This window comes from Natronocella acetinitrilica (assembly GCF_024170285.1).
GTDB classification, from domain to species: domain Bacteria; phylum Pseudomonadota; class Gammaproteobacteria; order Nitrococcales; family Aquisalimonadaceae; genus Natronocella; species Natronocella acetinitrilica.
The window spans coordinates 149,961-173,591 of the sequence record NZ_JALJXV010000001.1; the positions used below are offsets into that span (position 1 = coordinate 149,961).

Annotated in this window: 22 protein-coding genes and 1 riboswitch; of the genes, 9 read left to right on the forward strand and 13 right to left on the reverse strand. The window is 63.8% G+C overall.

The genetic code is table 11. The annotated features are described in order from the left end of the window. The first annotated feature begins 51 nt into the window (after positions 1–51). Positions 52–285 (forward strand): hypothetical protein, encoded by a 234-nt coding sequence (locus J2T57_RS00775; protein WP_253472769.1) that lies wholly within the window; start codon positions 52–54, stop codon positions 283–285. Between the two features lie 19 nt (positions 286–304). On the opposite strand, the gene J2T57_RS00780 is transcribed toward J2T57_RS00775, so the two are convergent. From J2T57_RS00780 to J2T57_RS00790, 3 genes are all read right to left on the reverse strand, one after another. Beyond that, complete coding sequence (locus J2T57_RS00780; RefSeq protein ID WP_253472772.1) at positions 305–1,135, reverse strand: HDOD domain-containing protein; 831 nt, start codon at positions 1,133–1,135, stop codon at positions 305–307. A gap of 71 nt (positions 1,136–1,206) precedes the next feature. Continuing rightward, the gene (locus J2T57_RS00785) at positions 1,207–1,428 is read right to left on the reverse strand and encodes a DUF2835 family protein (RefSeq protein ID WP_253472775.1); all 222 of its coding nucleotides are present in this window, start codon (positions 1,426–1,428) and stop codon (positions 1,207–1,209) included. A gap of 122 nt (positions 1,429–1,550) precedes the next feature. Then, positions 1,551–3,341 carry a PHA/PHB synthase family protein gene (locus tag J2T57_RS00790; protein ID WP_253472778.1) on the reverse strand — a complete coding sequence of 597 codons (1,791 nt, stop codon included), beginning with the start codon at positions 3,339–3,341 and terminating at the stop codon, positions 1,551–1,553. 234 nt (positions 3,342–3,575) lie between these two features. Between J2T57_RS00790 and J2T57_RS00795 the strand changes: the two genes are divergently transcribed. Continuing rightward, complete coding sequence (locus J2T57_RS00795; protein WP_253472781.1) at positions 3,576–4,337, forward strand: class I SAM-dependent methyltransferase; 762 nt, start codon at positions 3,576–3,578, stop codon at positions 4,335–4,337. 53 nt (positions 4,338–4,390) lie between these two features. Continuing rightward, entirely contained in the window at positions 4,391–4,978 is a 588-nt protein-coding gene (locus J2T57_RS00800) for a DUF4202 domain-containing protein (RefSeq protein WP_253472784.1), read from the forward strand. Between the two features lie 5 nt (positions 4,979–4,983). Here J2T57_RS00800 and J2T57_RS00805 read toward each other — a convergent pair whose 3' ends face one another. From J2T57_RS00805 to glpK, 10 genes are all read right to left on the reverse strand, one after another. Further along, entirely contained in the window at positions 4,984–5,238 is a 255-nt protein-coding gene (locus tag J2T57_RS00805; protein ID WP_253472787.1) for a Smr/MutS family protein, read from the reverse strand. A 12-nt stretch (positions 5,239–5,250) separates the two neighbouring features. Next, a complete protein-coding gene (gene atzF / locus J2T57_RS00810; protein WP_253472790.1) occupies positions 5,251–7,062 on the reverse strand; it encodes an allophanate hydrolase in 1,812 nt (603 codons plus the stop codon). A gap of 3 nt (positions 7,063–7,065) precedes the next feature. After that, on the reverse strand, positions 7,066–10,680 hold the full coding sequence (gene uca / locus J2T57_RS00815) for an urea carboxylase (RefSeq protein ID WP_253472793.1): 3,615 nt from the start codon (positions 10,678–10,680) through the stop codon (positions 7,066–7,068). 264 nt (positions 10,681–10,944) lie between these two features. Then, positions 10,945–11,598, reverse strand: a complete 654-nt coding sequence (locus J2T57_RS00820) for an urea amidolyase associated protein UAAP2 (RefSeq protein ID WP_253472796.1) — start codon at positions 11,596–11,598, stop codon at positions 10,945–10,947. 5 nt (positions 11,599–11,603) lie between these two features. Then, positions 11,604–12,341: an urea amidolyase associated protein UAAP1 gene (locus J2T57_RS00825; protein ID WP_253472799.1), complete on the reverse strand. Its 738-nt coding sequence runs from the start codon at positions 12,339–12,341 to the stop codon at positions 11,604–11,606. Continuing rightward, the gene (locus J2T57_RS00830) at positions 12,338–13,162 is read right to left on the reverse strand and encodes an ABC transporter ATP-binding protein (protein WP_253472802.1); all 825 of its coding nucleotides are present in this window, start codon (positions 13,160–13,162) and stop codon (positions 12,338–12,340) included. The genes J2T57_RS00825 and J2T57_RS00830 overlap by 4 nt, the downstream gene beginning before the upstream one ends. Then, entirely contained in the window at positions 13,162–13,980 is an 819-nt protein-coding gene (locus J2T57_RS00835; RefSeq protein WP_253472805.1) for an ABC transporter permease, read from the reverse strand. The genes J2T57_RS00830 and J2T57_RS00835 overlap by 1 nt, the downstream gene beginning before the upstream one ends. Positions 13,981–14,164: 184 nt before the next feature. Continuing rightward, entirely contained in the window at positions 14,165–15,250 is a 1,086-nt protein-coding gene (locus tag J2T57_RS00840; RefSeq protein ID WP_253472808.1) for a putative urea ABC transporter substrate-binding protein, read from the reverse strand. Between the two features lie 55 nt (positions 15,251–15,305). Beyond that, positions 15,306–15,408: riboswitch (guanidine-I (ykkC/yxkD leader) on the reverse strand. Between the two features lie 211 nt (positions 15,409–15,619). Then, positions 15,620–16,393, reverse strand: a complete 774-nt coding sequence (locus J2T57_RS00845; protein ID WP_253472811.1) for an SDR family NAD(P)-dependent oxidoreductase — start codon at positions 16,391–16,393, stop codon at positions 15,620–15,622. Beyond that, entirely contained in the window at positions 16,386–17,885 is a 1,500-nt protein-coding gene (gene glpK, locus J2T57_RS00850) for a glycerol kinase GlpK (protein ID WP_253472814.1), read from the reverse strand. The genes J2T57_RS00845 and glpK overlap by 8 nt, the downstream gene beginning before the upstream one ends. A gap of 254 nt (positions 17,886–18,139) precedes the next feature. Between glpK and glpD the strand changes: the two genes are divergently transcribed. From glpD to J2T57_RS00880, 6 genes are read left to right on the forward strand one after another with little or no spacing between them, the layout of a single operon-like run. After that, complete coding sequence (gene glpD / locus J2T57_RS00855; RefSeq protein ID WP_253472817.1) at positions 18,140–19,801, forward strand: glycerol-3-phosphate dehydrogenase; 1,662 nt, start codon at positions 18,140–18,142, stop codon at positions 19,799–19,801. Continuing rightward, positions 19,743–20,843 (forward strand): ABC transporter ATP-binding protein, encoded by a 1,101-nt coding sequence (locus tag J2T57_RS00860; RefSeq protein WP_253472820.1) that lies wholly within the window; start codon positions 19,743–19,745, stop codon positions 20,841–20,843. The genes glpD and J2T57_RS00860 overlap by 59 nt, the downstream gene beginning before the upstream one ends. Beyond that, positions 20,843–21,931, forward strand: a complete 1,089-nt coding sequence (locus J2T57_RS00865; RefSeq protein ID WP_253472823.1) for an ABC transporter ATP-binding protein — start codon at positions 20,843–20,845, stop codon at positions 21,929–21,931. The genes J2T57_RS00860 and J2T57_RS00865 overlap by 1 nt, the downstream gene beginning before the upstream one ends. 5 nt (positions 21,932–21,936) lie before the next feature. Continuing rightward, positions 21,937–22,392, forward strand: a complete 456-nt coding sequence (locus tag J2T57_RS00870; protein WP_253472826.1) for an ABC transporter permease family protein — start codon at positions 21,937–21,939, stop codon at positions 22,390–22,392. A 15-nt stretch (positions 22,393–22,407) separates the two neighbouring features. Next, positions 22,408–22,800 carry a carbohydrate ABC transporter permease gene (locus J2T57_RS00875; protein ID WP_253472829.1) on the forward strand — a complete coding sequence of 131 codons (393 nt, stop codon included), beginning with the start codon at positions 22,408–22,410 and terminating at the stop codon, positions 22,798–22,800. 24 nt (positions 22,801–22,824) lie between these two features. Next, positions 22,825–23,628 carry a carbohydrate ABC transporter permease gene (locus tag J2T57_RS00880; protein WP_253472832.1) on the forward strand — a complete coding sequence of 268 codons (804 nt, stop codon included), beginning with the start codon at positions 22,825–22,827 and terminating at the stop codon, positions 23,626–23,628. The last annotated feature ends 3 nt before the right edge of the window (positions 23,629–23,631 follow it).

The window sequence follows — 23,631 nt, forward strand, 5'->3', positions numbered from 1 at the left end:
TGCATTGGTCTATCAATCAATCACGTCCCCTGTGGGGCGCAGGCACCAATCATGGATATCAACGCGGGCTTCAATGCAGGTATCACGGCCTTTCAGCGTGCTGAAGAAGGACTGCAGCGCAGTGCCTCGGTGATCGCACGCAGCTCCGCCGGGCTGGACCGCAGTGAGGACGTCAACACCGCCCTGGTGCAATCAACGGTGGACGCAAACCTGGCTGCAGCCGGCGCCACGATCGTGCGGGCCAGCGACGAGACCCTGGGCACGCTGATCGACGAGTTCGCCTGAGCCTGAGAGGCGGGCCTACTCAGGCCGCCGAGGCAAGCTGCAGCGCAAAGGAACGCAACTGGTCATCTTCCCGGCGACAGCTCGCGCCGATATTCGCGATCTTGGTGTCGGGCAGGGTTCGTAACAGCGGGCTGTCCGGCATATCCCCATACCCCTCGCGATACCAGGCAATACAGGTCCTGATCAGTGCCTGAAGACGGGCATAGTCACCATCGTAGTCATCCTGACTGTAGGACTCCGCAATGGCAGCAGCGGCCTCCGGCACGCCCCAGTTACGCAGCACGTGGGCACCGGCGGCGTGATGGCCGAAGCCCAGCACCTCGGAGAGTCGATCATCCAGGCGACGGGAGTCACGATCGACTTCGTAGGCCATCAGTGGGCGCTCGCATTCCCTGGGATAGGCATAAGCCAGGGCAAGCACGCCGCAGTGATGCAGCAGGCCGGCCAGATAGGCCGCACTCGAAGGGGTTTCCAGCGGCACGTAATTGGCAAGCTTGCTGGCGCACATGGCCACACTCATGGCCCGCAGCCAGAACCGCCCCTGATCGAAGGCCGGGCAGTCCTGCGGGCGAAATCGCGAGGCCAGCAGGGTCGAGGTCGCGAGCACGCGGACACGGTTCAGCCCCAGCCGTACGGCTGCGTCATCAACGGTGTAGACGGTGTGGTGGCCAACGAAAAACGCTGCATTGGCCGCTGCGACGATACGGGCAACCGTGGCCGGATCACGACCAAGCGCCTCGGCAACGGCGGAGAGCGGCGCATCCTTGTCGTTGACCACATGAAAGATTTCCTGCACAGCGCGCGGCAGGGCGGGAAGCGCATCCAGCTTCTTGATATCCGGGGGACTCATAGAGCCAACCTCGTCGCTGTGAAGTTTCCAGGCCGGTGCAGGGAGTGCATAGACGATACCGGCGAGGCCGGTCAGCGAAGGCGTTCCATGCGAATGAACCTACCCGATTCGTCATGATAGAGGCGGAATCGCCCGCTTACACCCGAATGGTTCACAAAATCGCGCAGTATTCGTGCCGGAAAACTGACACTGCGGCCATCCAGTGCCGGCGTCACCACATTGGCTGCGACTCCCTGATAGTAGAGCATCAGGGTGTCACGACTGATTTCCAGCTCAAGGTCCACGTAGGTCACGTGTGCCTCTTGGTGTCCGCGCGGGGACACCACACCATGGAACACCGTGCGGCCGTGGGAGACAAGGGGGCGGGAGTAACCGGGGGCCGCCCGGGAATTGCGGCCCCCGAACCATCAACGAATCAGGCCTTTTCCTTGACGTAGCTGCCGGGGGCATCCTCGATGGGCTTGAGTTTGCCGTCGCCGGGCTGCCGTGCGTCCACCTTGGCACCAGCACGGCGCACCAACCAGGTATTCCAGCTCGGCCACCAGGAGCCCTCGGTATGTGTGGCACCGTCCAGCCAGGCGTCGGCATCTTCCGGGTTCTTGCTGTTAGTCCAGAAACCATACTTGTTCTTCGCCGGCGGGTTGATGATGCCGGCAATGTGGCCGGATCCGCCGAGAATGAACTTCGCCGGCCCGGAATGCAGGTGCACACCACGGTACGTGGTCTTCCAGGGGGCGATGTGGTCCTCGATTGCCGACACAAAACAGGCCGGTGTCTCGATCTTGCGAAGATCGATGGGCGTGCCGTCCAGGGTGATCCCGCCGGGCTCGCGCAGCAGATTGCGCTGGTACATGTTGCGCAGGTAGAAGCTGTGCATCTTGGCGGGCATGTTGGTGCAATCCTGATTCCAGTACAGCAGGTCGAACGGGAACGGATCATCACCCTTCAGGTAGTTGTTCACGAAGAAGGACCAGATCAGATCATTGGCCCGCAGGCTGCTCATGGTGCTGGACATCGCACCCGCCTCGAGAAAGCCCTGGCTGTCCATGCGCTTCTCCAGCGCCTGGATCTGCTCCTCGTCGATGAACACCTCGAGCTCACCGGGCTGCTCGAAGTCCAGCATGCAGGTGAAATAGGTCACGCTCTTGATGCGATCATCGTTGTGCGCGGCCATGTAGCCCAGGGTGGCGCCGGTCAGAGTGCCGCCCAGGCAGTAACCGACACAGTTGATCTCTTCTTCGCCGGTCGCCTGGGTGATGGCGTCCACGGCAGCCAGCGGACCTTCCTTCATGTAATCCGTGAAGGTCTTCTCGGCATGCTCCTTCTGGGGATTCTTCCACGACACCACGAACACCGTGTGGCCCTGATCGACCATGTACTTGATCAACGAATTCTTCTCCTGCATGTCCAGGATGTAGAACTTGTTGATCCACGGCGGAACGAAAAGCAGCGGCCGCTTGTACACTTTTTCGGTACTGGGCGCATATTGAATGAGCTGCATGAGGTCGGTCTGGTAGACAACCTTACCCGGCGTGGTCGCCAGGTTACGGCCCACGTCGAAGGCATCCTGATCAGTGGTGCGGATGCGCAACTTGCCCTCGCCCGCTTCCAGGTCGTTCAGCAGGTTCTTCAGCCCCTTCAGCAGGTTGCCACCCTGAGTGTCAATGGTCTTCTGCAGCACTTCCGGATTGGTGGCGACGAAGTTGGTGGGCGACAGGGCATCCACGAACTGCCGCGTATGGAAGTCGATCTTCCTGGCGGTGCGATCGTCCATGCCTTCGACGTTTTTCACCGAGGAATGGACGTAATCTGCGGCCAGAAGATAAGACTGCTTGATGAAATCGAAAATGGGGTTTTCTTCCCAGGCCTCATGCCGGAAGCGCTTGTCGGTCTTGTTCGGCGAGATGACCGGATCCTGCTGGTGCCCCCAGAAGCGCAGTGCGGCGTTGTTCACCAACTGCATGTAGTTCTGCCAGAAGTTGATCTGGGCCTGGGCCAGTTGCATGGGGTTTGCCATCATGCGGGTGGTCAGCTCCTGGAACAGGGAGCTCATGTGCATGGCATCATCCATGCTGATGTGCTGGGCGCTCTGCTCCCGGCCGAGGAAGTCCTGTACCAACTGCTGGCTCTTTTCCGTGATCTCCACCAGTGTTCTGGAGAGCTCTTCGGAGTCGGCGCCCTCGGGCGCATTGGCCTTGTCGGTCATGCTTTCACCTCTACTGTGTGCCCCCGCGGGGCTGTTGCAACCCGGCGGGGCCGCGTTGATGTGTTTGCGCACCTGCCCATTGCAGGCGACTGGTCATCACAAGGCCTCGCATGGTACTGCATGCAAAGCGGCTGTAACAAGCGGTTATTGCGCCGCACAAGTCACGCAAGTCACTGAACAGGATACTATTCACGTGAATCAAGAGCAGCTCGCAGCAATCCGTTCACCAGCACCATGAATGCGCCGCCGGCCTGTGCCGTTTGGCCACTGACGGCAGCACAGCGGGTCACCGCAGAGCAACTGGCGGCCAGACTCGAGCTCCCCCTGGCACCACCGGAGGCGCCGCCGGCGGGCTATCGATTGCTGGTGGATGCCAACGGCTTGCGGTTGCAGGACATCCGCCCCGGCGCGCCCGGCGCACTGCGCGTGGCGGCGGCCTCCGGCAATGACGACCGGCGCTATCGTCAGGTGGGGGCAGCCAACGAAAGCCTGCTGCGGGCCATCGGAGCGCGCCGCGGTCAGCGCCCCACGGTGATCGATGCGACGGCCGGTCTGGGACGGGATGCGCTGCTGATGGCGGCCGCGGGTTGCCAGGTCACCATGATCGAGCGCTCGGCGCTGCTCGCCGCCATGTTGGAGCATGCGCTGGGCAACCCGGTGCCCGCGCTGAAGGAGGCAGTGACCCGCCTCGCTCTCCGAGTAGGTGACGCGGAGTCACTGATGGACGAACTGGACGCAGCTGATGTGATCTACCTGGACCCCATGTATCCGGACAGGAACCGTCGCGCCATGCAGGGCAAGGAGATGCGTGCCCTGCAGGAACTGCTGGGACCACAACCAGACCCTGAAACGCTGCTCACCGCCGCTTTGCGGCATGCGCGCACCCGCGTGGTCGTGAAACGGCCCCGGAAGGCAGAACGGCTCGCCGGTGCCAGCCCTCATCATCAGATCGTGGGCCGCAGCACCCGCTTCGACGTTTACCTGCCTTCACCCTGAAATCTTGCCACCTGGGTTACACTCATCGCTGCGCGTCAGGGAGATTGATATTCATGCAGAAAAACCGTTTCGATCAGGCTTTACAGGCCCTGGACGCGCTTCATGCGGCCGATCCGAAAGAGGTTGCAGCGGGCGCGCAAACCCTGCCCCTGGAACTCTGGCATGCGCAACGGATGAGCGCCTGGCTGGAGCGCATCCGGCCGGATGCCAGCGAGACTCTGCGCCTGGCGGTGCGGGGCCAACACCTGCAGCGCTGGCGGGTTCCCCGCAGCGACTATCCTGCGGGTCGCCAGGGCTATCTCAGCTGGCGGCGGGACCAGGGGCAACGGGCCGGCGAGACCACGGCGGCGCTCATGCGGGATGCCGGATACGACCCCACCGATGCCGAACGTGCCGCTGCATTGATCCGCAAGGAAGGCCTGGGTACCGACGCCGACACCCAGTCCCTGGAGGATTGTGCCTGCCTGGTCTTTCTGGAGAACTATTTCGCCGACTTCTCGCGCCGCGTCGATCACGCCCACATGGTGCGCATACTGCGCAAGACCTGGCGAAAGATGTCCCCACAGGCCCATGAGCTCGCCCTGGCGCTGTCCATGCCGGACGATGCGCGGCGCCTGGTGGAGGAAGCCGTCTCCGTCTGACCGAATCAATGCCGGAAACGCACGAACAGCCGCCCGAAGTTGCGGCTGTCCTTGTCGATACGGTGATAGAGCGCCTTGATATCAGGGCGGTCCAGGAAGCGCAGAACCCGCTTCTTGAGCTGCCCGGAGCCCTTGCCGGGAATGATTTCCACCAGCTTGATCTTCTTGTCTACCGCCTCGCGGATGATCCGATCCAGTTCCCGGTCGATATCCGATCCGCGATTGTAGATGTCATGCAGGTCCAGCTTCAGCTTGGCCAAAAGACTCCTCCATCACTGCTGCTCTGCGGCCACGGTCTCAAGATAGGACCGCCAGGAGCCAATCGCAGAGATATCATCCGCCCCGGCCGTGGCGGCCGCCTCGCAGATGAAGCCCGGCACCTCAAGTCCATCGGCAAGTTCGACCTTGCCGATGCCAAGGGGCGCCGGAATGCCCGCGACGAAGGAGCCGAACTGATCCGCAGGCACAGCCCATACCTCAAGCTCCACGGCGATACCCCCCTCGGCCACGCGCACAATGCCGGGTCGATGGGGTGGGCCACCCGGCAGGGCATAAAAGCGGTAACGCGGCGCTGAGGCAATGGCCTCGACAAAGCGCGCCCGCCGATCGGTGAGCTGGTGATTCAGCGGCAGACCCCGCATATGGGCGCCGCAAACCGCCACGGGGATAACGTGGTCATGCCGGGCTAATACCGGGGGCACATCGGGTAATGCCGCGCCGGTCGCTCCGCGGGGCAAACCGGCGGCCCGATGCAGGCGGTCACCAATAGCGAGCAGATCCTGATCGTAGTGGGCCGGCGCAAACAGCGTCACGCCAAAGGGGAGCCCGTCGCGTTGCAGCCCTGCCGGGACGGCCAGTGCGCTGAAGTCGAGCAGGTTCATGAAGTTGGTGTAGTAGCCGAGGTTGCTGTTGAGTCGAATGGGATCGGCCTGCACCGCATCAATGGAGTAGATGGTGCCCGCCGTGGGCGTGACGACGAGATCCAGCTCGCCCCACACCGCCTCGGTTCTGCGCCGGATCGCCTGCAGCCGGTACTGGGCCTGGAAGGCGTCCACCGCCAATGGCTTCGCCCCGCCCAGGGTGATCTCCCGGGTCACCGGAATCACGGCATCCGGCTGTGCGTCGATAAACGGACGGATGGCGGCGTAACGCTCCGAGACCCAGGGCCCCTCGTAGAGCAAGCGGGCGGCTTCCAGGAACGGTGCGAAGTCGATCACCACCGCCTCGCCGCCCAGCGCCTCCAGCCTCGCCACGGCCTGCTCGAACAGCTTTGCGGCATCGGTGTTGCCGAAGAACTCCAGTTGCTTCGGACGCGGCACGCCGAACCTGAACCGGTGCGCCGGGATACTGCCCCGCCCGAGCTCTGGCGTGGCATCCGGTCGGGCGTAGGCATCCTGTTGGTCGAAACGCCCCGCCACATCCAGCACCGCCTGTGCATCGGCAGCGGTGGTGGCGAAAATGGAAATCGTGTCGATGCTGCGGCAGGCCGGTACCACACCGCTATTGCTGAGCAGGCCGCAGGTGGGCTTGACGCCCACCAGGTTGTTGAACGCCGCTGGCACACGACCGGAGCCAGCAGTGTCCGTCCCGAGGCTGAAACAGACCTGCCCCAGGGCAACACTGACGGCGGACCCGGAGCTGGACCCCCCGGAGACATAGTCCGGGTCAAAGGTGTTTCGACCAGGGCCATGGGGCGAGCGGGCACCCACCAGGCCGGTGGCGAACTGATCAAGGTTGGTCTTGCCCACCGGCACGGCGCCGGCATCGATGAGGGCCTGCACCACGAAGGCGGAGCGATCCGGCGTGTAGGCGTAAGCCGGGCACCCCGCAGAGGTGGGAATGCCGGCGAGGTCGATATTGTCCTTGATGGCGAAAGGCACGCCGTAGAGTGGCAGTGCGTGCGGGCGCTCTGATTCAAGCCTGGCAAGATAGGGCTCAAGCTCCTGATCCGCGAGCGGGCGAATCCAGGCGTTATGCGCGTCCTCGCCACGAACCTTGGCCATGACCTCGGCCAGGACCTGCCGGGGAGAGCGTCGGCCAGCACGATAGGCGTCAAGCAGTTCGGTGATGGTGGGTACGGCCATGGGTCAACCTCGCGTGTTCACGGAATTCGGTGGCGTCGATCCCTTGATCACCAGCAGCACCTGACCGGGCGTCACCTGTGCGCCCTCCTTGCAGAGCAGCCGGCTCACCCGGCCGGGGCGCTCGGCGGCAACGGGGATTTCCATTTTCATGGATTCCAGCACCAGCAGGGTCTGCCCCGCCTCGACAATGTCGCCCTCGGCCACATTCAGCGCCCACAGACTGCCGTGTACGTGACCCTCCACGGCGAACTCCCCGTCTGCCAGCTCGACTTCGTCGGTGTCTTCGGCGGGTGGCTCTGCGCCGGCCTCGAAATTGGCCTGACCACTATCGATCCAGCGCTGCCGCTCGGTCTCGAAAGCCGCCTGCTGGCGGGCCTTGAAGGCACCGATGCTCTCGGCGTTCTCTTCCAGAAACCGGTTGTACCGGGCCAGGGAAAAGGTGGTCTCCTCGATCGCTATGGAGACGCGGCCCCGGGGGAAGTCCTCCCGCATCTGCAACAGTTCCGCCTCGCTCACCTCGTAGAAGCGGATCTGGTCGAAAAACCGCAGCAGCCAGGGTTGCTCGAATTCCCTGGTGCGGTGATAGCGATTCCAGATCTGCAGCGTGCGGCCGACGAACTGATAGCCACCCGGGCCTTCCATGCCATAGATGCAAAGGTAGGAACCACCGATGCCCACCGCGTTCTCCGGCGTCCAGGTCCGGGCCGGGTTGTACTTGGTGGTGACCAGGCGGTGGCGCGAATCCACCGGCGTGGCCAGCGGTGCCGAGAGGTAAACATCGCCGAGCCCCATGACCAGGTAGGAGGCATCGAACACGATCCGTTTGACGGCCTCCTCGCTCTCCAGCCCGTTGATCCGCCGGATGAACTCGATGTTGCGGGGACACCAGGGTGCGTCGGCACGTACCGATTGCATGTACTTGCGGGTGGCGAGCCGGGTCTGGCTGTCATCCCAGGCGAGGGGCAGGTGAACGATGCGCGACGGCATCTCGGCACTGGAGAGATCCTGCAGTTCGTCCTCGGCCTGCTCCAGCAACGCCATCAGCCGACGCAGGGGCAAGCGCCGGGGCTCGTAGTGGACCTGCAGGCTGCGCACACCCGGCGTGAGCTCGACGATGCCGTTGATCTGCTGGGCTCGCAGCCAGTCGAGCAGCGCCTGCACCCGAAAGCGCAGGTTGAGGTCGAGCACGATAGGGCCGTATTCCACCAGCAGATACTTGTCGCCGGCGGGCCGGTAGGTGACCCCCAGCGGATGATCAGGGGTCTCCCTGGCCTGCAACACGGCCGTCTCCGCCGGGGCGGCGTCAACCTGCAGCGGACTGGGCTCCAGCCGCCCGATGGCGGCATTCTGCGCCACCTGGAGACGGTTGGCGTCGTCCATGGAGACCGGCACGAAGCGCACCCGGTCACCCGGGCGCAACTGACCCAGCTTCCAGAGGTCGGCGCTGATCACGGTGGCGGGGCAGACGAAGCCACCCAGGCTGGGACCATCCGGCCCCAGGATCACGGGCATGTCGCCGGTGAAGTCGACTGTGCCGATGGCATAGGCGTTGTCGTGGATGTTCGAGGGATGCAGGCCGGCCTCGCCACCGTCCTCCCGGGCCCATTCGGGCTTGGGCCCAATTAGCCGCACGCCGGTCCGGCTGGAGTTGTAGTGGACTTCCCATTCCGTGTTGAAGAACGTGTCGATGTCCCGGGCAGTGAAGAAATCCGGCGCGCCGTGGGGGCCGTAGACCGCGCGTAGCGCCCAGTCTGCGCCGTAGTCGGGCAACAGGTCAGGATCAAGCTCACCCGAAGGTCCGGACTGGCCCGCCGCCAGATGCAGCACATCACCGGCCCGTAGCACACGCCCGCCGTGGCCACCGAACTGGCCGAGGGTAAAGGTGGACCGGCTGCCGAGATAACGGGGCGCGTCCAGACCGCCGGCCAGCAACACGTAGGTGCGGGCGCCACCGCCCGTCACCTTGCCCAGAGCCAGCGTCTGCCCGGCCTGCACCGGCAGGACCTGCCAGTTTGCGACGGGCTCGCCATCGAGCATGGCGCCCATGTCGGCGCCGGTGAGGGCAATCCGCCTATCGGTATTGAAGCGCAGGGTCGGCCCGGTGACGGTGCATTCCAGCCCGGCGGCATCTTCGGCGTTGCCCAACAGGCGATTACCGAGGCGGAACGCCAGCGCGTCCATGGGGCCGGACGGCGGCACGCCGATATCCCAGTAGCCAACACGACCCGGCCAGTCCTGAATGGTGGTCTGGGTGCCGGGGCTGACCACATCCAGCGTGTCCGCCCGATAGTCGAAACCATCCAGGCTGCGGGTGGTGTGCCGACCCGCGGTGAACACCTCGCCGGCCACCACCTGCCGGAGATAGGCAAGATTGGTCTCCACCCCCGCCAGGGCCGTCTCGTCAAGGGCTGCATGGAGTTGCCGCAGCGCCGCCGCCCGATCCCCGGCATGGACGATGAGCTTGGCGATCATGGGGTCATAGTGCGGGGTGACCTCCGTACCGCGGCTGATCCAGGTCTCCACCCGGGCCTGCTCGGGAAACCGCACCTCGGTCAGAAGCCCGGTGCAGGGCTGGAATGCCCGACCGGGATCCTCGGCGTAAAGTCGGACCTGGATGGCATGGCCGCCGGGCGGCGCTTTCGGCAGTGCCAGTTCCGGCAGGCAATCGGCGGCGGCACGTATCATCCACTCCACCAGGTCCACACCGGTGACCTCCTCGGTGACACCGTGCTCCACCTGCAGCCGGGTGTTCACTTCCAGGAAGTAGAAGGCGCCGGTATCGGCATCGACGATGTACTCCACCGTGCCCGCCGAGCGGTAGGCCACACCCCGGCCAAGCCGTTCGGCGGTCTCCAGCAGCGCCTGACGAACGTCATCCGCCAGGTTCGGTGCCGGTGTCTCCTCCACCACCTTCTGGTTACGGCGCTGCAGGGAGCAATCGCGCTCACCCAGCGCCAGCACTGTGCCCCGTCCGTCACCGAAGAGCTGCACCTCGATGTGGCGGGCGTGCTCCACGTACTTCTCGACAAAGATGCCGCCATTGGAGAAGTTGTTGGCAGACAATCGCTTCACGGAATCGAAAGCGTCGCGCAGGCTCTGTGCATCGCGGCAAAGCTGCATGCCAATCCCGCCGCCACCGGCGGTGCTCTTCAGCATCACCGGGTAGCCGATCTCCAGCGCGGCCTCCAGGGCCTCGTCAACGTTGCCCAGCAAGCCAGTGCCGGGGAGCAATGGCACGTCGTTATCCGCCGCCAGCTGGCGGGCGGTATGCTTGAGGCCGAATTCCCGCATCTGCAGGGGTGTCGGGCCGATGAAGGCAAGCCCCGCCGCCTCCACCGCTTCGGCAAAATCGGCGTTCTCGGAGAGAAAGCCATAGCCGGGATGGATGGCCTGGGCACCGGTTTCCCGGGCCACAGCGAGTATGCGCTCGCCATCCAGATAGGATTGCGCCGCCGGCGCCTCGCCGATGCAAACGGCCTCGTCGGCCTGCTCCACATGCAGCGAGTGCCGATCCGCCTCGGAATACACCGCCACGGATTGCACCCCCAGCCTTCGGAGGGTGCGGATGATGCGGCAGGCAATCGTGCCACGATTGGCGATCAGTACCTTGGTGAACATGGTCTTTCCCGTCGCGCTCCGCGGGTCGTCCCGCGGTGGTCGAGTCCACACCGGGGTCGTCCCCGATGGGTAGCGGTGAACTTTGCACCAGCCGAGGTCGGGCATGGGGTGTCCCGGTCCAGGACCGTCAGCGGCAGGGATGCCGCTGTCGAGCCCCCAGGGATGGGTTTACGGCGTGTCCTGGACCGGGACACCCAGTGACCGACCGTGCAGAATCCCGCAGCGGCCGAACCCGCCCATTCCGGCATGAACGTCCGACGCAACTCATGCATCCCAGATGATCATTTCCACCGGCGTCGGGTTGTAGGCGTTGCACGGATTGTTCAGCTGGGGGCAGTTCGAGACCAGTACGATCACGTCCATCTCGGCGCGCATCTCCACGTACTTGCCCGCGTCGGAAATACCATCCTCGAAGGTCAACCCCCCGTCCGGCGTCAGCGGCACATTCATGAAGAAATTGATGTTGCTGTGTATGTCCCGCTTGGTGAGGCCGTAGTCACTGTCCTGAATCGCGGTGAGGAAATTGTCGCGGCAGGAGTGCATGGGCTTTTTCTCCAGGGCATACCGCACCTGGTTTGACTCTGCGGCGCAGGCACCGCCCAGGGTGTCGTGGCGGCCGCAGGTGTCTGCCGTGATGGTGAGCATCGCGTTGCCCTGGTTCGACATGAGCCGTGTGCCGGTGGTCAGGTAGACGTTTCCCTGGGCGCGGATGGTGCCGATGGCACTGTAGTGCTCGACGGTGGGCCGCTCCAGGCTGTAGAACAGGGTGTCAGCCGCCTGGTTTCCTTCAAGATCCAGAATGCGCAGGGTCTGCCCTTTCCTGAGTTCGGTCATCCATGGCTCGCCGGCGGGTACCACCTCGCGGCGCAGGGCCTGCTCCGGGTTCAGTGTGCTTTGCGTCAGTGTCTGTCCGCTCATGGTGCTCACCCCTGACAGTTGAAAATGGCGGTATTGCGCCAGGCGCGCTCGTTCTCCGGCCGGAATGTGCGGCAGAGATCCTCCTCGGTCACCGGCTCGGAGCGGAAGATGGCGAGATCCACGGGCCCGGGGGCGTAGACCGATGACGGATCCATGGGGTGGGGCGCGGTCTGCATCACCACCAGGGTGTCCATCTCCGCGCGCAGATCGACGAAGCTGCCGGCGGCGCTGTTGCCTGGCGTGTAATGCAGGGCTCCCTGCTCGTCGGCGTGGACCTTGCTGAAGAAATTGATGTTGGGCACCAGGTCGCGGCGCCCCAGCCCCCACTTGCCCAGTTCGACGAGAAACAGCTCGCGGCCGTTGCGGTAAAAATCGTTGCGGTGCTCCTGATAGCGGGCCTCGCCGTACTTGCGGCGCACGTCCGCCGCCGTGCTGAACCCGCCGATGGCGTCGTGCCAGCCGCAGGTATCCGCCACGATGGAAAGCATGACCCGCCCCATGTCGGAGTAGAGCATGTTGCCCGCCGTCAACCGCGAGGTGTGCTGGCCCTTGAGGGTGTCGGCCATGTTGTAGCGCTCCAGCAGGTTGGCCGGGTTGTAGAGCAGCATGGCGGCGTTGCCGCCGCCCTCGGGGTCGATGAGGCGCAGGCTGAAGCCACGCTTCAGCACCATGGACCAATAGCGGCCACCCGGGATGCGATCCCGGTGGACAGTGCGATCACTGATATCCGCACGGGTGGTCATGACGATTTCTCCTCTATTTCTCTGTGCTCGGCGATGAACGCAACATCCGGCTCCTCGGGCAGACCGACGGATTCACGGATTTCCCGGTACAGGCCGTCATCGGTTTCGCCCAGGGGAATGTCGTAGGTGATGGTGGCACCATAAGCGCCGGGGGCCTGGGGGTCATCCCGCACCTTGTCGAAAACCAGCAGGCGCGTGCCCAGGTAGAACCCTTCCTTGAGATCGTGGGTGATCATGAACACCGTCAGCCCGCGGCGGCGCCAGAGATCCAGGATCAGCCCGTGCATGTCCTTGCGGATACCCGGATCCAGCGCGCCGAAAGGCTCGTCCAGCAAGAGGATCTTCGGGTTCTTCATCAGGGCCTGGGCGATGGCAAGGCGTTGCTGCATGCCGCCGGAGAGTTCCGCCGGGTACTTGCCCGCCGCCTGCTCCAGGCCCACCGCCTCGAGCATCTCCATGGCCTTGTCCCGGGCCCGCCGCCGGGCGCCGCCGAACAGGCGACCAAGCAATGGCGACCGGGCCAGCTCCTCGCCGAGCATGACGTTACGCAGCGCGGTGAGGTGCGGGAACACCGAGTACTTCTGGAAGACCACACCCCGGTCCGGACCGGGCTCACCGGGCATGGTCCGGCCGTCCATGAGCAGCTCTCCCCGGCTCGGTGCCTCCTCGCCCAGCAGCATGCGCAGGAATGTGGTCTTGCCGCAGCCGGAGGCACCGACAATGGTGACGAAGTCGCCGGAGCGCACCTCGAGGTTGACGTTCTCCAGCACCACGTCGTCGCCATACGCCTTCCAGAGCTGCCTGACCTGAACGGCACTCATCAGCCCTTCCTCCCGCCATACCAGGGAAAGAGAATCCGGTTCACCATGCGCAGCGCGATGTCCAGCAGGAAGGCCAGCAGAGTGATCCAGGCGACGTACGGCAGGATGGTCTCCATGTCCAGATAGCGCCGCACCAGGAAGATCCGGTAGCCCAGCCCTTCGGTGGCGGCGATGGCTTCGGAGGCAATCAGGAACAGCCAGGCGGAGCCCAGGGCCAGCCGGGTTGCGTCCAGCAGCCGGGGGAAGACCTGGGGCAGCACCACCCGCAACATGATCTGCCAGGTGGAGCCCCCCAGGGTCTGCGCCTTGACCAGTTGCTCCACGGGCAGCTCCTCCACCCGCTGCTGGATATCGCGCATGAGAAAGGGAGCAACACCGAAGATGATCAGTACCACCTTGGCCAGTTCTCCTACCCCGAAGGCGATGAACAGGATCGGCAACACCGCCAGCGGTGGAATCATGGAGATCACCGTGACGAAGGGTGCAAACGTCCGGCGAATGTAGGGAATGAGCCCGGTCACCACCCCCACCACCAGGCCCATGGCCATGCTGATCAGCACACCCAGACCGAGCCGGGTGAGGCTGGCGGCGGTATCCACCCAGAGAATCAGCTCGCCGGTGCGCCGGCTCGGCTCTGTCGCCAGCCGCTCGATGGACGCTGCCATGGACATGAGCGAGGGCAGCAGGCGATCGTCGGGGTTCTCGGCAAGCCGCGCCGCCGAGGCCGCGACATACACCAGCAGCACCACCACGAAGGGCAGCAGACCGAGGCCGATGGCCACCGGCGGTCCGGGTTTTCGGTTGATGAATCGCTTCATTCCACCACCAATGGCTTGGTTCGGGAGCGCTGTCGGGGTGACGGTGACGGGATTCCCTGTACGGGACCGTCAGCGACAGGGATGTCGCTGTCGAGCCTACAGGGACGTATTTACGGCGTGTCCCGGACAGGGAAACCCGTCAACGGCGCCCCGACAGCGCGTCACCGCCTCCGTAAGCCACCGCTCAGAGTTCGCCGTCCCGCGCCATTCGCATGTAGTCGGCGTTGAAGCGGAACCGCACATTGCCCTCGCTGCCCAGCACCGAGCCGTCGGCGAACTGAATGCCGACGAAATCCGGGCTGGGGGCGTTCTCACCCAGCAGGCCGTGTTCGAAGGCGAACTGGCGAACATTTTCCATGGTTTCCGCGGGTAGCTCGCTCTCCACGAAGTCCACCGCTTCGGCGGGATCGTAGAACATGGTGGTGGATGCCAGCTGGGCCTCATATCCGGCGAGATCGGTGCCGGCAGCCTCACCCATGTCGGCGCGGGCCGCCTCGCCGGCTTCGTCGTCGCCGGACATGATGCTCATGATTTCGTACCACGCGCCGGCCAGGGCCTTGCCAAAGTCCGGATTCGCCTCAAGCACGTCGCTATTCACCACCAGCAGATCCATGATCTCACCGGGGATCTGCGAGGAGTCGAACACCACCTCTGCTTCCGGCATGCGGCGGACCTCGCCGAGCTGGGGATTCCAGGTCACGATGGCCTCCACGTCGGATGAGGTGAATGCAGCGACGATGTCGGCGTCGGAGGTGTTGACCACACGGATATCCCGCTCGGTCATGCCAACGGATTCCAGCGCCCGGGCAAGCAGGTAGTGGGAAACGGAAAGCTCCACCAGGTGAACACGCTTGCCGGCAATGTCCTCCAGGTTATCGGTGCCTTTCAACACCACGCCGTCATTGCCATCGGAGAAATCACCGACAATCAGCGCGGTGGTGTCGACGCCACTGGCGGCGGGGATGGTCAGGGCGTCCATGTTGGTGGCAGTGACACCATCAAAGCTGCCGGCGGTATAGAGGTTGATGGACTCGATGTAGTCGTTGATCTGCACGACCTCGATCTCGATGCCGTACTTGTCCGCCCACTTCTGCACGATGCCCTCGGCAGCACCATAGCCCCAGGGCATCCAGCCCACATAGATGCTCCAGGCGATGCGGAAGCTGTCGCGTTCCTGTGCCTGAACCGGCGCGGCGGAGGCAGTCAGTAGGCCGACGCTGACAAGAAAAGCGAGGGTGTAGCGCTGAAAGGCGTGTTTGAGGCTTTGCATGGTCCCTCTCCCTTGAGGCTTACCGGTTGAACGCAGCACAGGAGCATCACGCATGATCTCCCGGGCTTTTGTCCCGCCGTGTAACCCCTCGGGGAGAGGTCGGCGACTCTCGGACCAGCCACCCGCCTACGCGGGCCGGAACCCTAGTCACCCATTGGTGTTCCAGATTGTAAGAGCGCGGCTATCGACGCTCGAAGCCAAACGGCTTGCGATACCCTGCGACTGCAGCCTGAGCGCTGCAAGTGCTCTGCCAGAGGATGCAACGGCCTGTTTAGACAGGAAACTTGCCCTGGAGAGCTGAACGGCACCCTGCTTCCAAGCGAAAAATTTGCACCACTTTAGTTCATTTCGCACAAACCTGGTGCGCAATCACGCCAATAGTTGGCCGCCGTTCACCTCCAGCACCTGCCCGGTGACATAGCCGCTCAACGTGGGCGAAGCCAGGTAGAGAAAACTGCCGACGCAGTCCTCCGCCGTGCCGAGCCGCTGCAGCGGAATCGCCCGCCGGGTGTTCTCGAGCTTTTCCGGTGTGGAGTACTCGCGATGGAAATCCGTGGTCACGGTACCCGGTGAGACCGCATTCACACGAACTCCGCGATCCGCCAACTCACGCGCCAGGGAGCGGGTGAAGGTGCTGACAAAGGCCTTGGCGGCGCTGTAGATGCTGGAACCCGGACTGCCACCGGTGCGGGCGGAAATCGAGCTGACATTGATGATGCAGCCACCAGTGACGCTGAGTGCCGCAGCGGCGGCCCGGCATGCGTGCACCACGGGCCGAAGGTTGAGATCCAGTACGGCATCCAGAAATTCGTCGTCGATCTCCTCCAGAGGTTTTCGCCCCACCATGGCACCGGCATTGTTGACCAGCACATCAAGCCCGCCCAGCACCGCAACAGCCTCGGCAACGACACGCTCGGTTTCGCCCCGCAAGCGAAGATCGCCGGACACCACATGGGCGTCACCACCCTCATCGCGAATGGATTGCGCAAGGCTCTCCGCCGTTTGGCGGCTTTGGTAACAGTGAATCACCAGGCGGGCCCCGGCCTGCGCGAAACCGCGCACCACTGCTGCACCGATCCCCTTGCCGCCGCCGGTAACCAGCACGCGCGCCCCCGCCAGGCCGGATACTCCACACTCAGCCATTGCCGCGTTCGCTCCGCACTCGCTCCACTGCCGCTCGCCAGCCTCTCAGGGCCCGTTCCCTATCCCGCGGATCCATCGCCGGCTCACAGGCCACATCACGGCGCCAGGCGTCGGCCACATCGTCAAGCCGCGAGAACAGCCCCAGCTGCAGTCCCGCCAGCCGCGCTGCCCCAAGGGCGGTGGTCTCCACCACCGCGGGGCGCTCGACGGAAACATCGACGATGTCCGCCAATGCCTGCACCAGCCAGCCGTTGACCACCATGCCACCATCCACTCGCAGCGCGGCCGGTCGCTCGCCGGCATCATCCGCCATTGCTTCGAACAGATCACGGGTCTGGTAACAGACCGCCTCCAGGGCGGCACGGGCGATTTCCGCCCGCCCGGTATCCCGGGTCAGGCCGATCAGCGCGCCACGGGCGTCGGGATCCCAGTACGGAGCGCCGAGGCCCGTGAACGCCGGGACGAGATACACGCCGCGGTTGGACTCCAGGCCCGCCGCCAGCCCCTCGGTTTCCGCAGCGCTGCGCACGATGCCGAGCTTGTCCCTCAGCCACTGCACCGCCGCACCCGCGACAAAGATCGACCCCTCCACCGCGTAAGTCGTGCGCCCGTTGATGCGATAGCCCACGGTGGTAAGGAGGCGGTTGCGTGACCGGACCGCCTGCTCGCCGGTGTTCATGAGCGCAAAGCAGCCTGTGCCATAAGTGCTCTTGACCATGCCCGGGGTGAAGCATGCCTGCCCCACCAGGGCTGCCTGCTGGTCACCGGCAACGCCGGCAATGGGCAACTCGCGTCCACCGATGCCACGGACCGCGGTGCCGAAATCCGCCGCTGAGTCTTTCACTTCCGGCAGCAGCGCCTCGGGCACGCCAAACAGCTGCAACAAGTCGGAATCCCAGCGCTGCTCATGGATATTGAACAGCATGGTCCGCGAGGCGTTGGTGGCATCGGTGGCATGGACGGCACCATCTGTCAGCTTCCAGATCAGCCAGCTGTCTATGGTGCCGAAGGCGAGTTCCCCTCGCTCTGCACGCTCTCTGGCGTCTTCCACATGATCGAGTATCCAGGCCACCTTGGTGGCGGAGAAATAGGGATCCAGCAACAGGCCGGTCCGCTCGCTGACCATCTCCTCCTGGCCCTGATCACGTAGACGGCGGCAAACGGCAGAGGTCCGGCGGTCCTGCCAGACGATTGCCGGATAAATGGGTTCGCCGGAGGCGCGATCCCAGATCACCGTGGTCTCACGCTGGTTGGTAATGCCGATGCCGGCCAGCGCAAAGGTATCGCCGGCGGCGTGAATGGCCTCGCGGCAAACCTCGCTGGTGCTCTGCCAGATCTCTTCGGGATCGTGTTCCACCCAGCCATCGGCGGGAAAGGACTGCCGGAATTCCTGCTGGGCGGTGGCCACGATATGCCCATCGGCGTTAAATACGATGGCCCGGCTGCTGGTGGTGCCCTGATCGATGGCGAGAATCCGTGGCTTCTCCGTCATGGCTCGACTCCTCCTTACATGTTCTTTTGCGCCTCAGCCCGGGGCTGGCCCGGAATCTGTGCCAATGATGTTCCCGCACACCCAAAAGTCAAGCCTGTATTGTTCACATACGAACATAACGGATCGCAACGCACCAGAACGAGCATAACCCTTCACTGCACTGCAACATGGAAAGAACTTGCGTGGCACCCGGAGAGCGCTTACTTTTCACATCACAACATTCCTTTGCGCATTAACGAAAAGACTGAACTGAAATGAACACGACCAAGGACGAAGATTACGACCTGCTGATCGTGGGCGGCGGAATCAATGGTGCCGGGATTGCCAGGGACGCGGCAGGACGTGGCTTGCGCGTGCTGTTGTGCGACCGGGATGACCTTGCCGCGCACACGTCCTCTGCAAGCACCAAGCTGGTACATGGCGGCTTGCGCTATCTGGAATACTACGAGTTCAACCTGGTGCGAAAGGCACTCATGGAGCGGGAAGTGCTGCTCCGGGCCGCACCTCATATCATCTGGCCGCTGCGTTTCGTGATGCCCCACAGCCGCGGCCTGCGCCCGAGCTGGTTGATTCGCCTGGGACTGTTCCTCTACGATCACCTTGGCGGCCGGAAAATGCTACCACCCAGCCGCGGGGTCAACCTGCGCGTTGATGAAACTGGCCAGTGCCTGAAACCCGAACTCAAGCGCGGCTTCATCTATTCCGATTGCTGGGTGCAGGACTCACGACTGGTCATACTCAACGCCATGGACGCCCGGGAGCGCGGCGCAACGGTGGTCTCCCACACCGCCTGTGTCGGCGCAACCCGCAATCCTGACCATTGGCGCGCCACTCTGCGTGATACGCGCACCGGCGAAGAGCGCCAAGTGACCGCGAAAGCCCTGGTGAACGCTGCCGGACCCTGGGTCTCGAAACTGCTTGCCGCCATCGGCGAAGCCTCCGGCACGAACCAGGTCCGCCTGATCAAGGGCAGTCATATCGTGGTTCCGAAGCTCTTCGACCATGACCATGCCTACATCTTCCAGAACCCGGACAAGCGCATCGTCTTTGCCATTCCCTACGAGCAGGACTTCACGCTGATTGGCACCACCGACGAGCCCTTCGAGGGAGACCCGGCCAACGTGGTGATCTCGGACCACGAGGTCGATTATCTCTGCAAAACCGTCAATGCCTACTTTCAGCAGCAGATCGCTGCCGCCGACGTGGCCTGGACATACTCCGGTGTTCGTCCACTCTACGATGACGCCGCCGCTGACGCGGCCGCCGTCACCCGGGACTACGTGCTGGATCTGGACAGCCCCGGGGACAAGGCGCCGCTGCTGTCGATCTTCGGCGGCAAGATCACCACCTACCGCAAGCTCGCCGAAGAAGCGCTGGAACTGCTGCGCCCCCGGCTGGGATTCCCGGATCAGCGCTGGACAGCGCAGCCAGCGCTACCAGGCGGCGATATTCCCAACGCCGACTTCGAGGGCTGGCTCAAGGCCTTCGCCGATCGCCATCCATTTCTCCCCAGGGAACTGGCGTGGCGGTATGCGCGCAATTACGGCACCCGCGCAGAGCGTCTCATCGGTCAGGCGCAAAGCCTCGCCGAGCTGGGCCAACACCTGGGGGATGACATTTATGCCGCCGAGCTGAACTATCTCATCGACCAGGAATGGGCCGAACAGCCGGATGACGTTCTATGGCGCCGCTCCCGGCTTGGACTCCATGCATCGGAGCAGACCAAGCAGGCAGTGATCCAGTGGTTTGAAGACCGGCACCGCGAGACCCGAACGGAGACCACCGAGCCCGCCAGCACGGCGGCAGGGGGCGGGACCCGCGGCGCCAATCCCGATAGCGATAACAAGCGAGTAGAAAATGACCATCGAGCTGGAGAACATCAGCAAGGTCGTCGGAGGGGAAGTTCATTTAGATGACCTGAGCCTGCGCATGGAGGCGGGCAGCTTCAACATCCTGCTCGGCCGCACCCTGGCCGGCAAGACAACGGTCATGCGCATCATGGCCGGGCTGGAGCAGCCGGATGGCGGTCGTGTCCTGGAGGATGGACGCGACGTAACCGGGCTGACGGTGCGCAAGCGCAGCGTCGCCATGGTGTATCAGCAGTTCATCAATTATCCGGCGATGACCGTTTACCAGAACATCGCCTCGCCGCTGCGCCTGGCCGGAGTGGCACGCAAGGAAATCGACCGACGGGTGCGGGAGACCGCCGAGATGATGGGCATGTCCCATTTGCTGGACCGCACCCCTGCAGAACTCTCCGGAGGGCAGCAGCAACGCACGGCCATGGCCCGGGCACTGGTTCGGGACAGCAAGCTGCTGTTGCTGGACGAACCCCTGGTCAACCTGGACTACAAGCTTCGCGAGGGCTTGCGCCAGGAACTGCGGGAAATCCTAAAAGTCCGCGATTCCGTGGTTGTCTACGCCACCACCGAACCCCAGGAGGCACTGATACTCGGCGGCTCGCTGACTGTTCTGCATGAAGGTCGCGTCGAGCAGAGCGGGCCGACCCACAACGTTTACCGCAACCCCCGCACCATCGAGGTCGCCCGTATCTTCAGCGACCCACCAATGAATCTGGCTTCCGGCCGCATCATGGACGGCGAGGTGAGGGTCGGTGAGCATCGCGGCATTCCGCTGCCGACGCATCTCGCCGATCTGGCACCCGGCAAATACATTTTCGGCCTGCGCCCGCATCATCTGAGCCCCCAGCAGCAACAGAATAATGGCGTCGTGATAGATGGCCACTGCGAACTCACCGAGATCAGCGGCTCGCTCTCATTCACCCATATCAATGACGGCGAAAACAGCTGGGTGGCACAGGTTCCCGGCGTCTTCGAAGCGCATGTGGGTCAGCGACTGACCGCCTACGCCAACCCGGCCAAGCTGTTCGCCTTCTCGCCCTCCGGAACGCTGGCGCGGGCACCGGGTAACGGCGCATCGGCAGGGGGAGTGCACTGATGGCCCGCATTGCCTTCCAGACACTGGCCCACAGCTACGTGCCCCAGCCGACGGGTGAGGAGGACTACGCGCTCAAGCCCATGGAACACACCTGGGACGACGGCGGCGCCTATGCCCTGCTCGGCCCCTCCGGCTGCGGCAAGACCACCCTGTTGAATATCACCTCCGGCCTGTTGAGGCCCTCCGAGGGGCGGGTGCTGTTCGACGGCCGCGATGTCACTCCGCTGGAACCACAGGAGCGCAACATCGCGCAGGTTTTCCAGTTCCCGGTCATCTACGACACCATGACGGTGTACGACAACCTGGCCTTCCCCCTGCGCAACCGCAAGACACCGGCACCCAAAATCCGCAAGCGGGTGGAAGCGGTGGCCGAGATGCTGGAACTGAACCACCTGCTGGCCCGCCGGGCGAAGAATCTGGGTGCCGATGAAAAGCAGCTTATCTCCATGGGCCGCGGTCTGGTGCGCGACGATGTCTCTGCAATCCTCTTCGACGAACCCCTGACGGTCATCGACCCTCACCTGAAGTGGGTGCTGCGGCGCAAGTTGCGAGAAATACACAGCGAATTCGGCCACACGCTGATCTATGTGACCCATGACCAGACCGAGGCACTGACCTTTGCCGATCAGGTCGTGGTGATGACCGAAGGCCGTGTCCTGCAGACGGGGTCTCCCCAGGCCCTGTTCGAGCGCCCGGAACACACCTTTGTCGGCTATTTCATCGGCAGCCCGGGCATGAACATCGTGCCGGTGGAGGCCAGTGGCGATCGTCTTACGATTGGCGAGCGCACCCTACCGGTGGATGCCGCGCGGGTCCGCACCGCACTTGCCAAGGGGGGGCAGCTGGAACTCGGCATCAGGCCCGAGTTCCTGCAGCTTGCCGAGGGCTCCGGCGACAGCCTGGTCCCCGCCACCCTGGAGCGCATCGACGACCTGGGCAATTACTCCCTGGCCACCGTCAACCTGGAGGGGCGGCAACTGGTCGTGAAAGCGCCAGAAGACCAGCAAGGCACCCCCGGCGACAGGGTCTCCCTGCACTTCCCGGAACACGGGACACACCTCTACTGCAACGGCGCACTAGTGGAGTAACAACCATGGATAGAGTGCATAACGAAAAGGCATGGTTTCTGGTATTACCGGTGCTGGTGATCGTCGCCTTCAGCGCCATCATTCCGCTGATGACCGTGGTGAACTACTCTGTGCAGGACATCCTGGACCCGTACACCCGGTTTTTCGTCGGCACCGAATGGTTCGAGAGCATCCTGCGGGATAACGCCCTGCATGCCGCCCTGGGCCGGCAATTGATGTTTTCAGGTGCGGTGCTTCTGATCCAGATCCCCCTGGGCGTGGCCATTGCCCTGTGCATGCCCTCCCGCGGCCCTTGGGTGGCGGTCTGCCTGGTAGCCCTGGCCCTGCCGTTGCTGGTGCCATGGAATGTGGTAGGCACCATCTGGCAACTCTTCGCCCGACAGGACATCGGCCTGCTGGGGGTGACCATCAACGCCCTGGGTATTGACTACAACTACACCGGCAGTCGTCTGGGTGCCTGACTGACCGTGCTGGCCATGGACGTCTGGCACTGGACTTCGCTGGTGGTGCTGCTCTGTTACTCCGGGTTGCGAGCGATCCCCGACGCCTATTATCAGGCCGCGAAAATCGACGGCGCCTCCCGCTTCGCCGTATTCCGGTACGTGCAACTACCGAAGCTCGCCGGCGTGCTGACCATTGCCGTGCTGCTGCGCTTCATGGACAGCTTCATGATCTATGCCGAGCCCTTCGTGCTCACCGGCGGCGGGCCCGGCAGCAGCACCACCTTCCTCAGTCAGTACCTCGCCACCATGGCCATCGGTCAGTTCGATATCGGCCGGGCGGCGGCGTTCTCGCTGATCTACTTCCTCATCATTCTGGCGCTGAGCTGGGTGTTCTACACCGTGATCACCCGCTCCCAGAACCGATAACCAGGCGCCGGAGGAGAGATAACAATGGCATTCAAGGCACGATACCTGGGGCTGATCGCCTACCTGCTGTTCCTGATGTTGCCGATCTACTGGCTGCTGAACATGTCGTTCCAGACAAATTCGGAGATCCTCGGTAATTTCAGCCTGTGGCCGGAAAATTTCACCCTGAGCAACTACGCACGGATCTTCACCGAACGCGGCTGGGCGGCGGGTTACGTGAACTCGCTGATCTATGTGACGATGAACACGGTGATCTCGCTGCTGGTGGCCCTGCCCGCGGCCTACGCGTTCTCGCGCTTCCGTTTCGCCGGTGACAAGCATCTGTTCTTCTGGCTGCTCACCAACCGCATGGCGCCACCGGCGGTCTTCCTGCTGCCGTTTTTCAACCTGTACCAGAGCGTCGGGCTGTTCGACACCCACATCGCCGTGGCCTTGGCGCATTGCCTGTTCAGCGTACCGCTGGCGGTGTGGATTCTCGAAGGGTTCATGTCCGGCGTCCCCAAGGAAATCGACGAAACCGCCTACATCGACGGCTACAGCTTTCCGCGATTCTTTCTCACCATCTTCATACCCATGATTCGCGGCGGCATCGGCGTGGCGGTGTTTTTCTGCTTCATGTTCAGCTGGGTTGAACTGTTGCTCGCCCGCACTCTGACTTCGGTGGACGCCCGACCCATCTCGGTGGTCATGACACGCAGCATCAGCGCTACCGGTGTCGACTGGGGCCTGCTCGCCGCCGCCGGCGTGCTGACACTGATTCCCGGCGCGCTGGTGATCTATTTCGTGCGCAATCACCTGGCCCGCGGCTTCGCGCTGGGTCGCGTCTAAGGG

What these genes read in the sequence shown, in the direction of transcription:
- J2T57_RS00775 (WP_253472769.1), top strand. Translation starts at nt 52, where the DNA reads ATGGATATCAACGCGGGCTTCAATGCAGGTATCACGGCCTTTCAGCGT.
- J2T57_RS00780 (WP_253472772.1), bottom strand. Translation starts at nt 1,135, where the DNA reads ATGAGTCCCCCGGATATCAAGAAGCTGGATGCGCTTCCCGCCCTGCCG.
- J2T57_RS00790 (WP_253472778.1), bottom strand. Translation starts at nt 3,341, where the DNA reads ATGACCGACAAGGCCAATGCGCCCGAGGGCGCCGACTCCGAAGAGCTC.
- J2T57_RS00795 (WP_253472781.1), top strand. Translation starts at nt 3,576, where the DNA reads ATGAATGCGCCGCCGGCCTGTGCCGTTTGGCCACTGACGGCAGCACAG.
- J2T57_RS00800 (WP_253472784.1), top strand. Translation starts at nt 4,391, where the DNA reads ATGCAGAAAAACCGTTTCGATCAGGCTTTACAGGCCCTGGACGCGCTT.
- atzF (WP_253472790.1), bottom strand. Translation starts at nt 7,062, where the DNA reads ATGGCCGTACCCACCATCACCGAACTGCTTGACGCCTATCGTGCTGGC.
- uca (WP_253472793.1), bottom strand. Translation starts at nt 10,680, where the DNA reads ATGTTCACCAAGGTACTGATCGCCAATCGTGGCACGATTGCCTGCCGC.
- J2T57_RS00820 (WP_253472796.1), bottom strand. Translation starts at nt 11,598, where the DNA reads ATGAGCGGACAGACACTGACGCAAAGCACACTGAACCCGGAGCAGGCC.
- J2T57_RS00825 (WP_253472799.1), bottom strand. Translation starts at nt 12,341, where the DNA reads ATGACCACCCGTGCGGATATCAGTGATCGCACTGTCCACCGGGATCGC.
- J2T57_RS00830 (WP_253472802.1), bottom strand. Translation starts at nt 13,162, where the DNA reads ATGAGTGCCGTTCAGGTCAGGCAGCTCTGGAAGGCGTATGGCGACGAC.
- J2T57_RS00835 (WP_253472805.1), bottom strand. Translation starts at nt 13,980, where the DNA reads ATGAAGCGATTCATCAACCGAAAACCCGGACCGCCGGTGGCCATCGGC.
- J2T57_RS00840 (WP_253472808.1), bottom strand. Translation starts at nt 15,250, where the DNA reads ATGCAAAGCCTCAAACACGCCTTTCAGCGCTACACCCTCGCTTTTCTT.
- J2T57_RS00845 (WP_253472811.1), bottom strand. Translation starts at nt 16,393, where the DNA reads ATGGCTGAGTGTGGAGTATCCGGCCTGGCGGGGGCGCGCGTGCTGGTT.
- glpK (WP_253472814.1), bottom strand. Translation starts at nt 17,885, where the DNA reads ATGACGGAGAAGCCACGGATTCTCGCCATCGATCAGGGCACCACCAGC.
- glpD (WP_253472817.1), top strand. Translation starts at nt 18,140, where the DNA reads ATGAACACGACCAAGGACGAAGATTACGACCTGCTGATCGTGGGCGGC.
- J2T57_RS00860 (WP_253472820.1), top strand. Translation starts at nt 19,743, where the DNA reads ATGACCATCGAGCTGGAGAACATCAGCAAGGTCGTCGGAGGGGAAGTT.
- J2T57_RS00865 (WP_253472823.1), top strand. Translation starts at nt 20,843, where the DNA reads ATGGCCCGCATTGCCTTCCAGACACTGGCCCACAGCTACGTGCCCCAG.
- J2T57_RS00870 (WP_253472826.1), top strand. Translation starts at nt 21,937, where the DNA reads ATGGATAGAGTGCATAACGAAAAGGCATGGTTTCTGGTATTACCGGTG.
- J2T57_RS00875 (WP_253472829.1), top strand. Translation starts at nt 22,408, where the DNA reads ATGGACGTCTGGCACTGGACTTCGCTGGTGGTGCTGCTCTGTTACTCC.
- J2T57_RS00880 (WP_253472832.1), top strand. Translation starts at nt 22,825, where the DNA reads ATGGCATTCAAGGCACGATACCTGGGGCTGATCGCCTACCTGCTGTTC.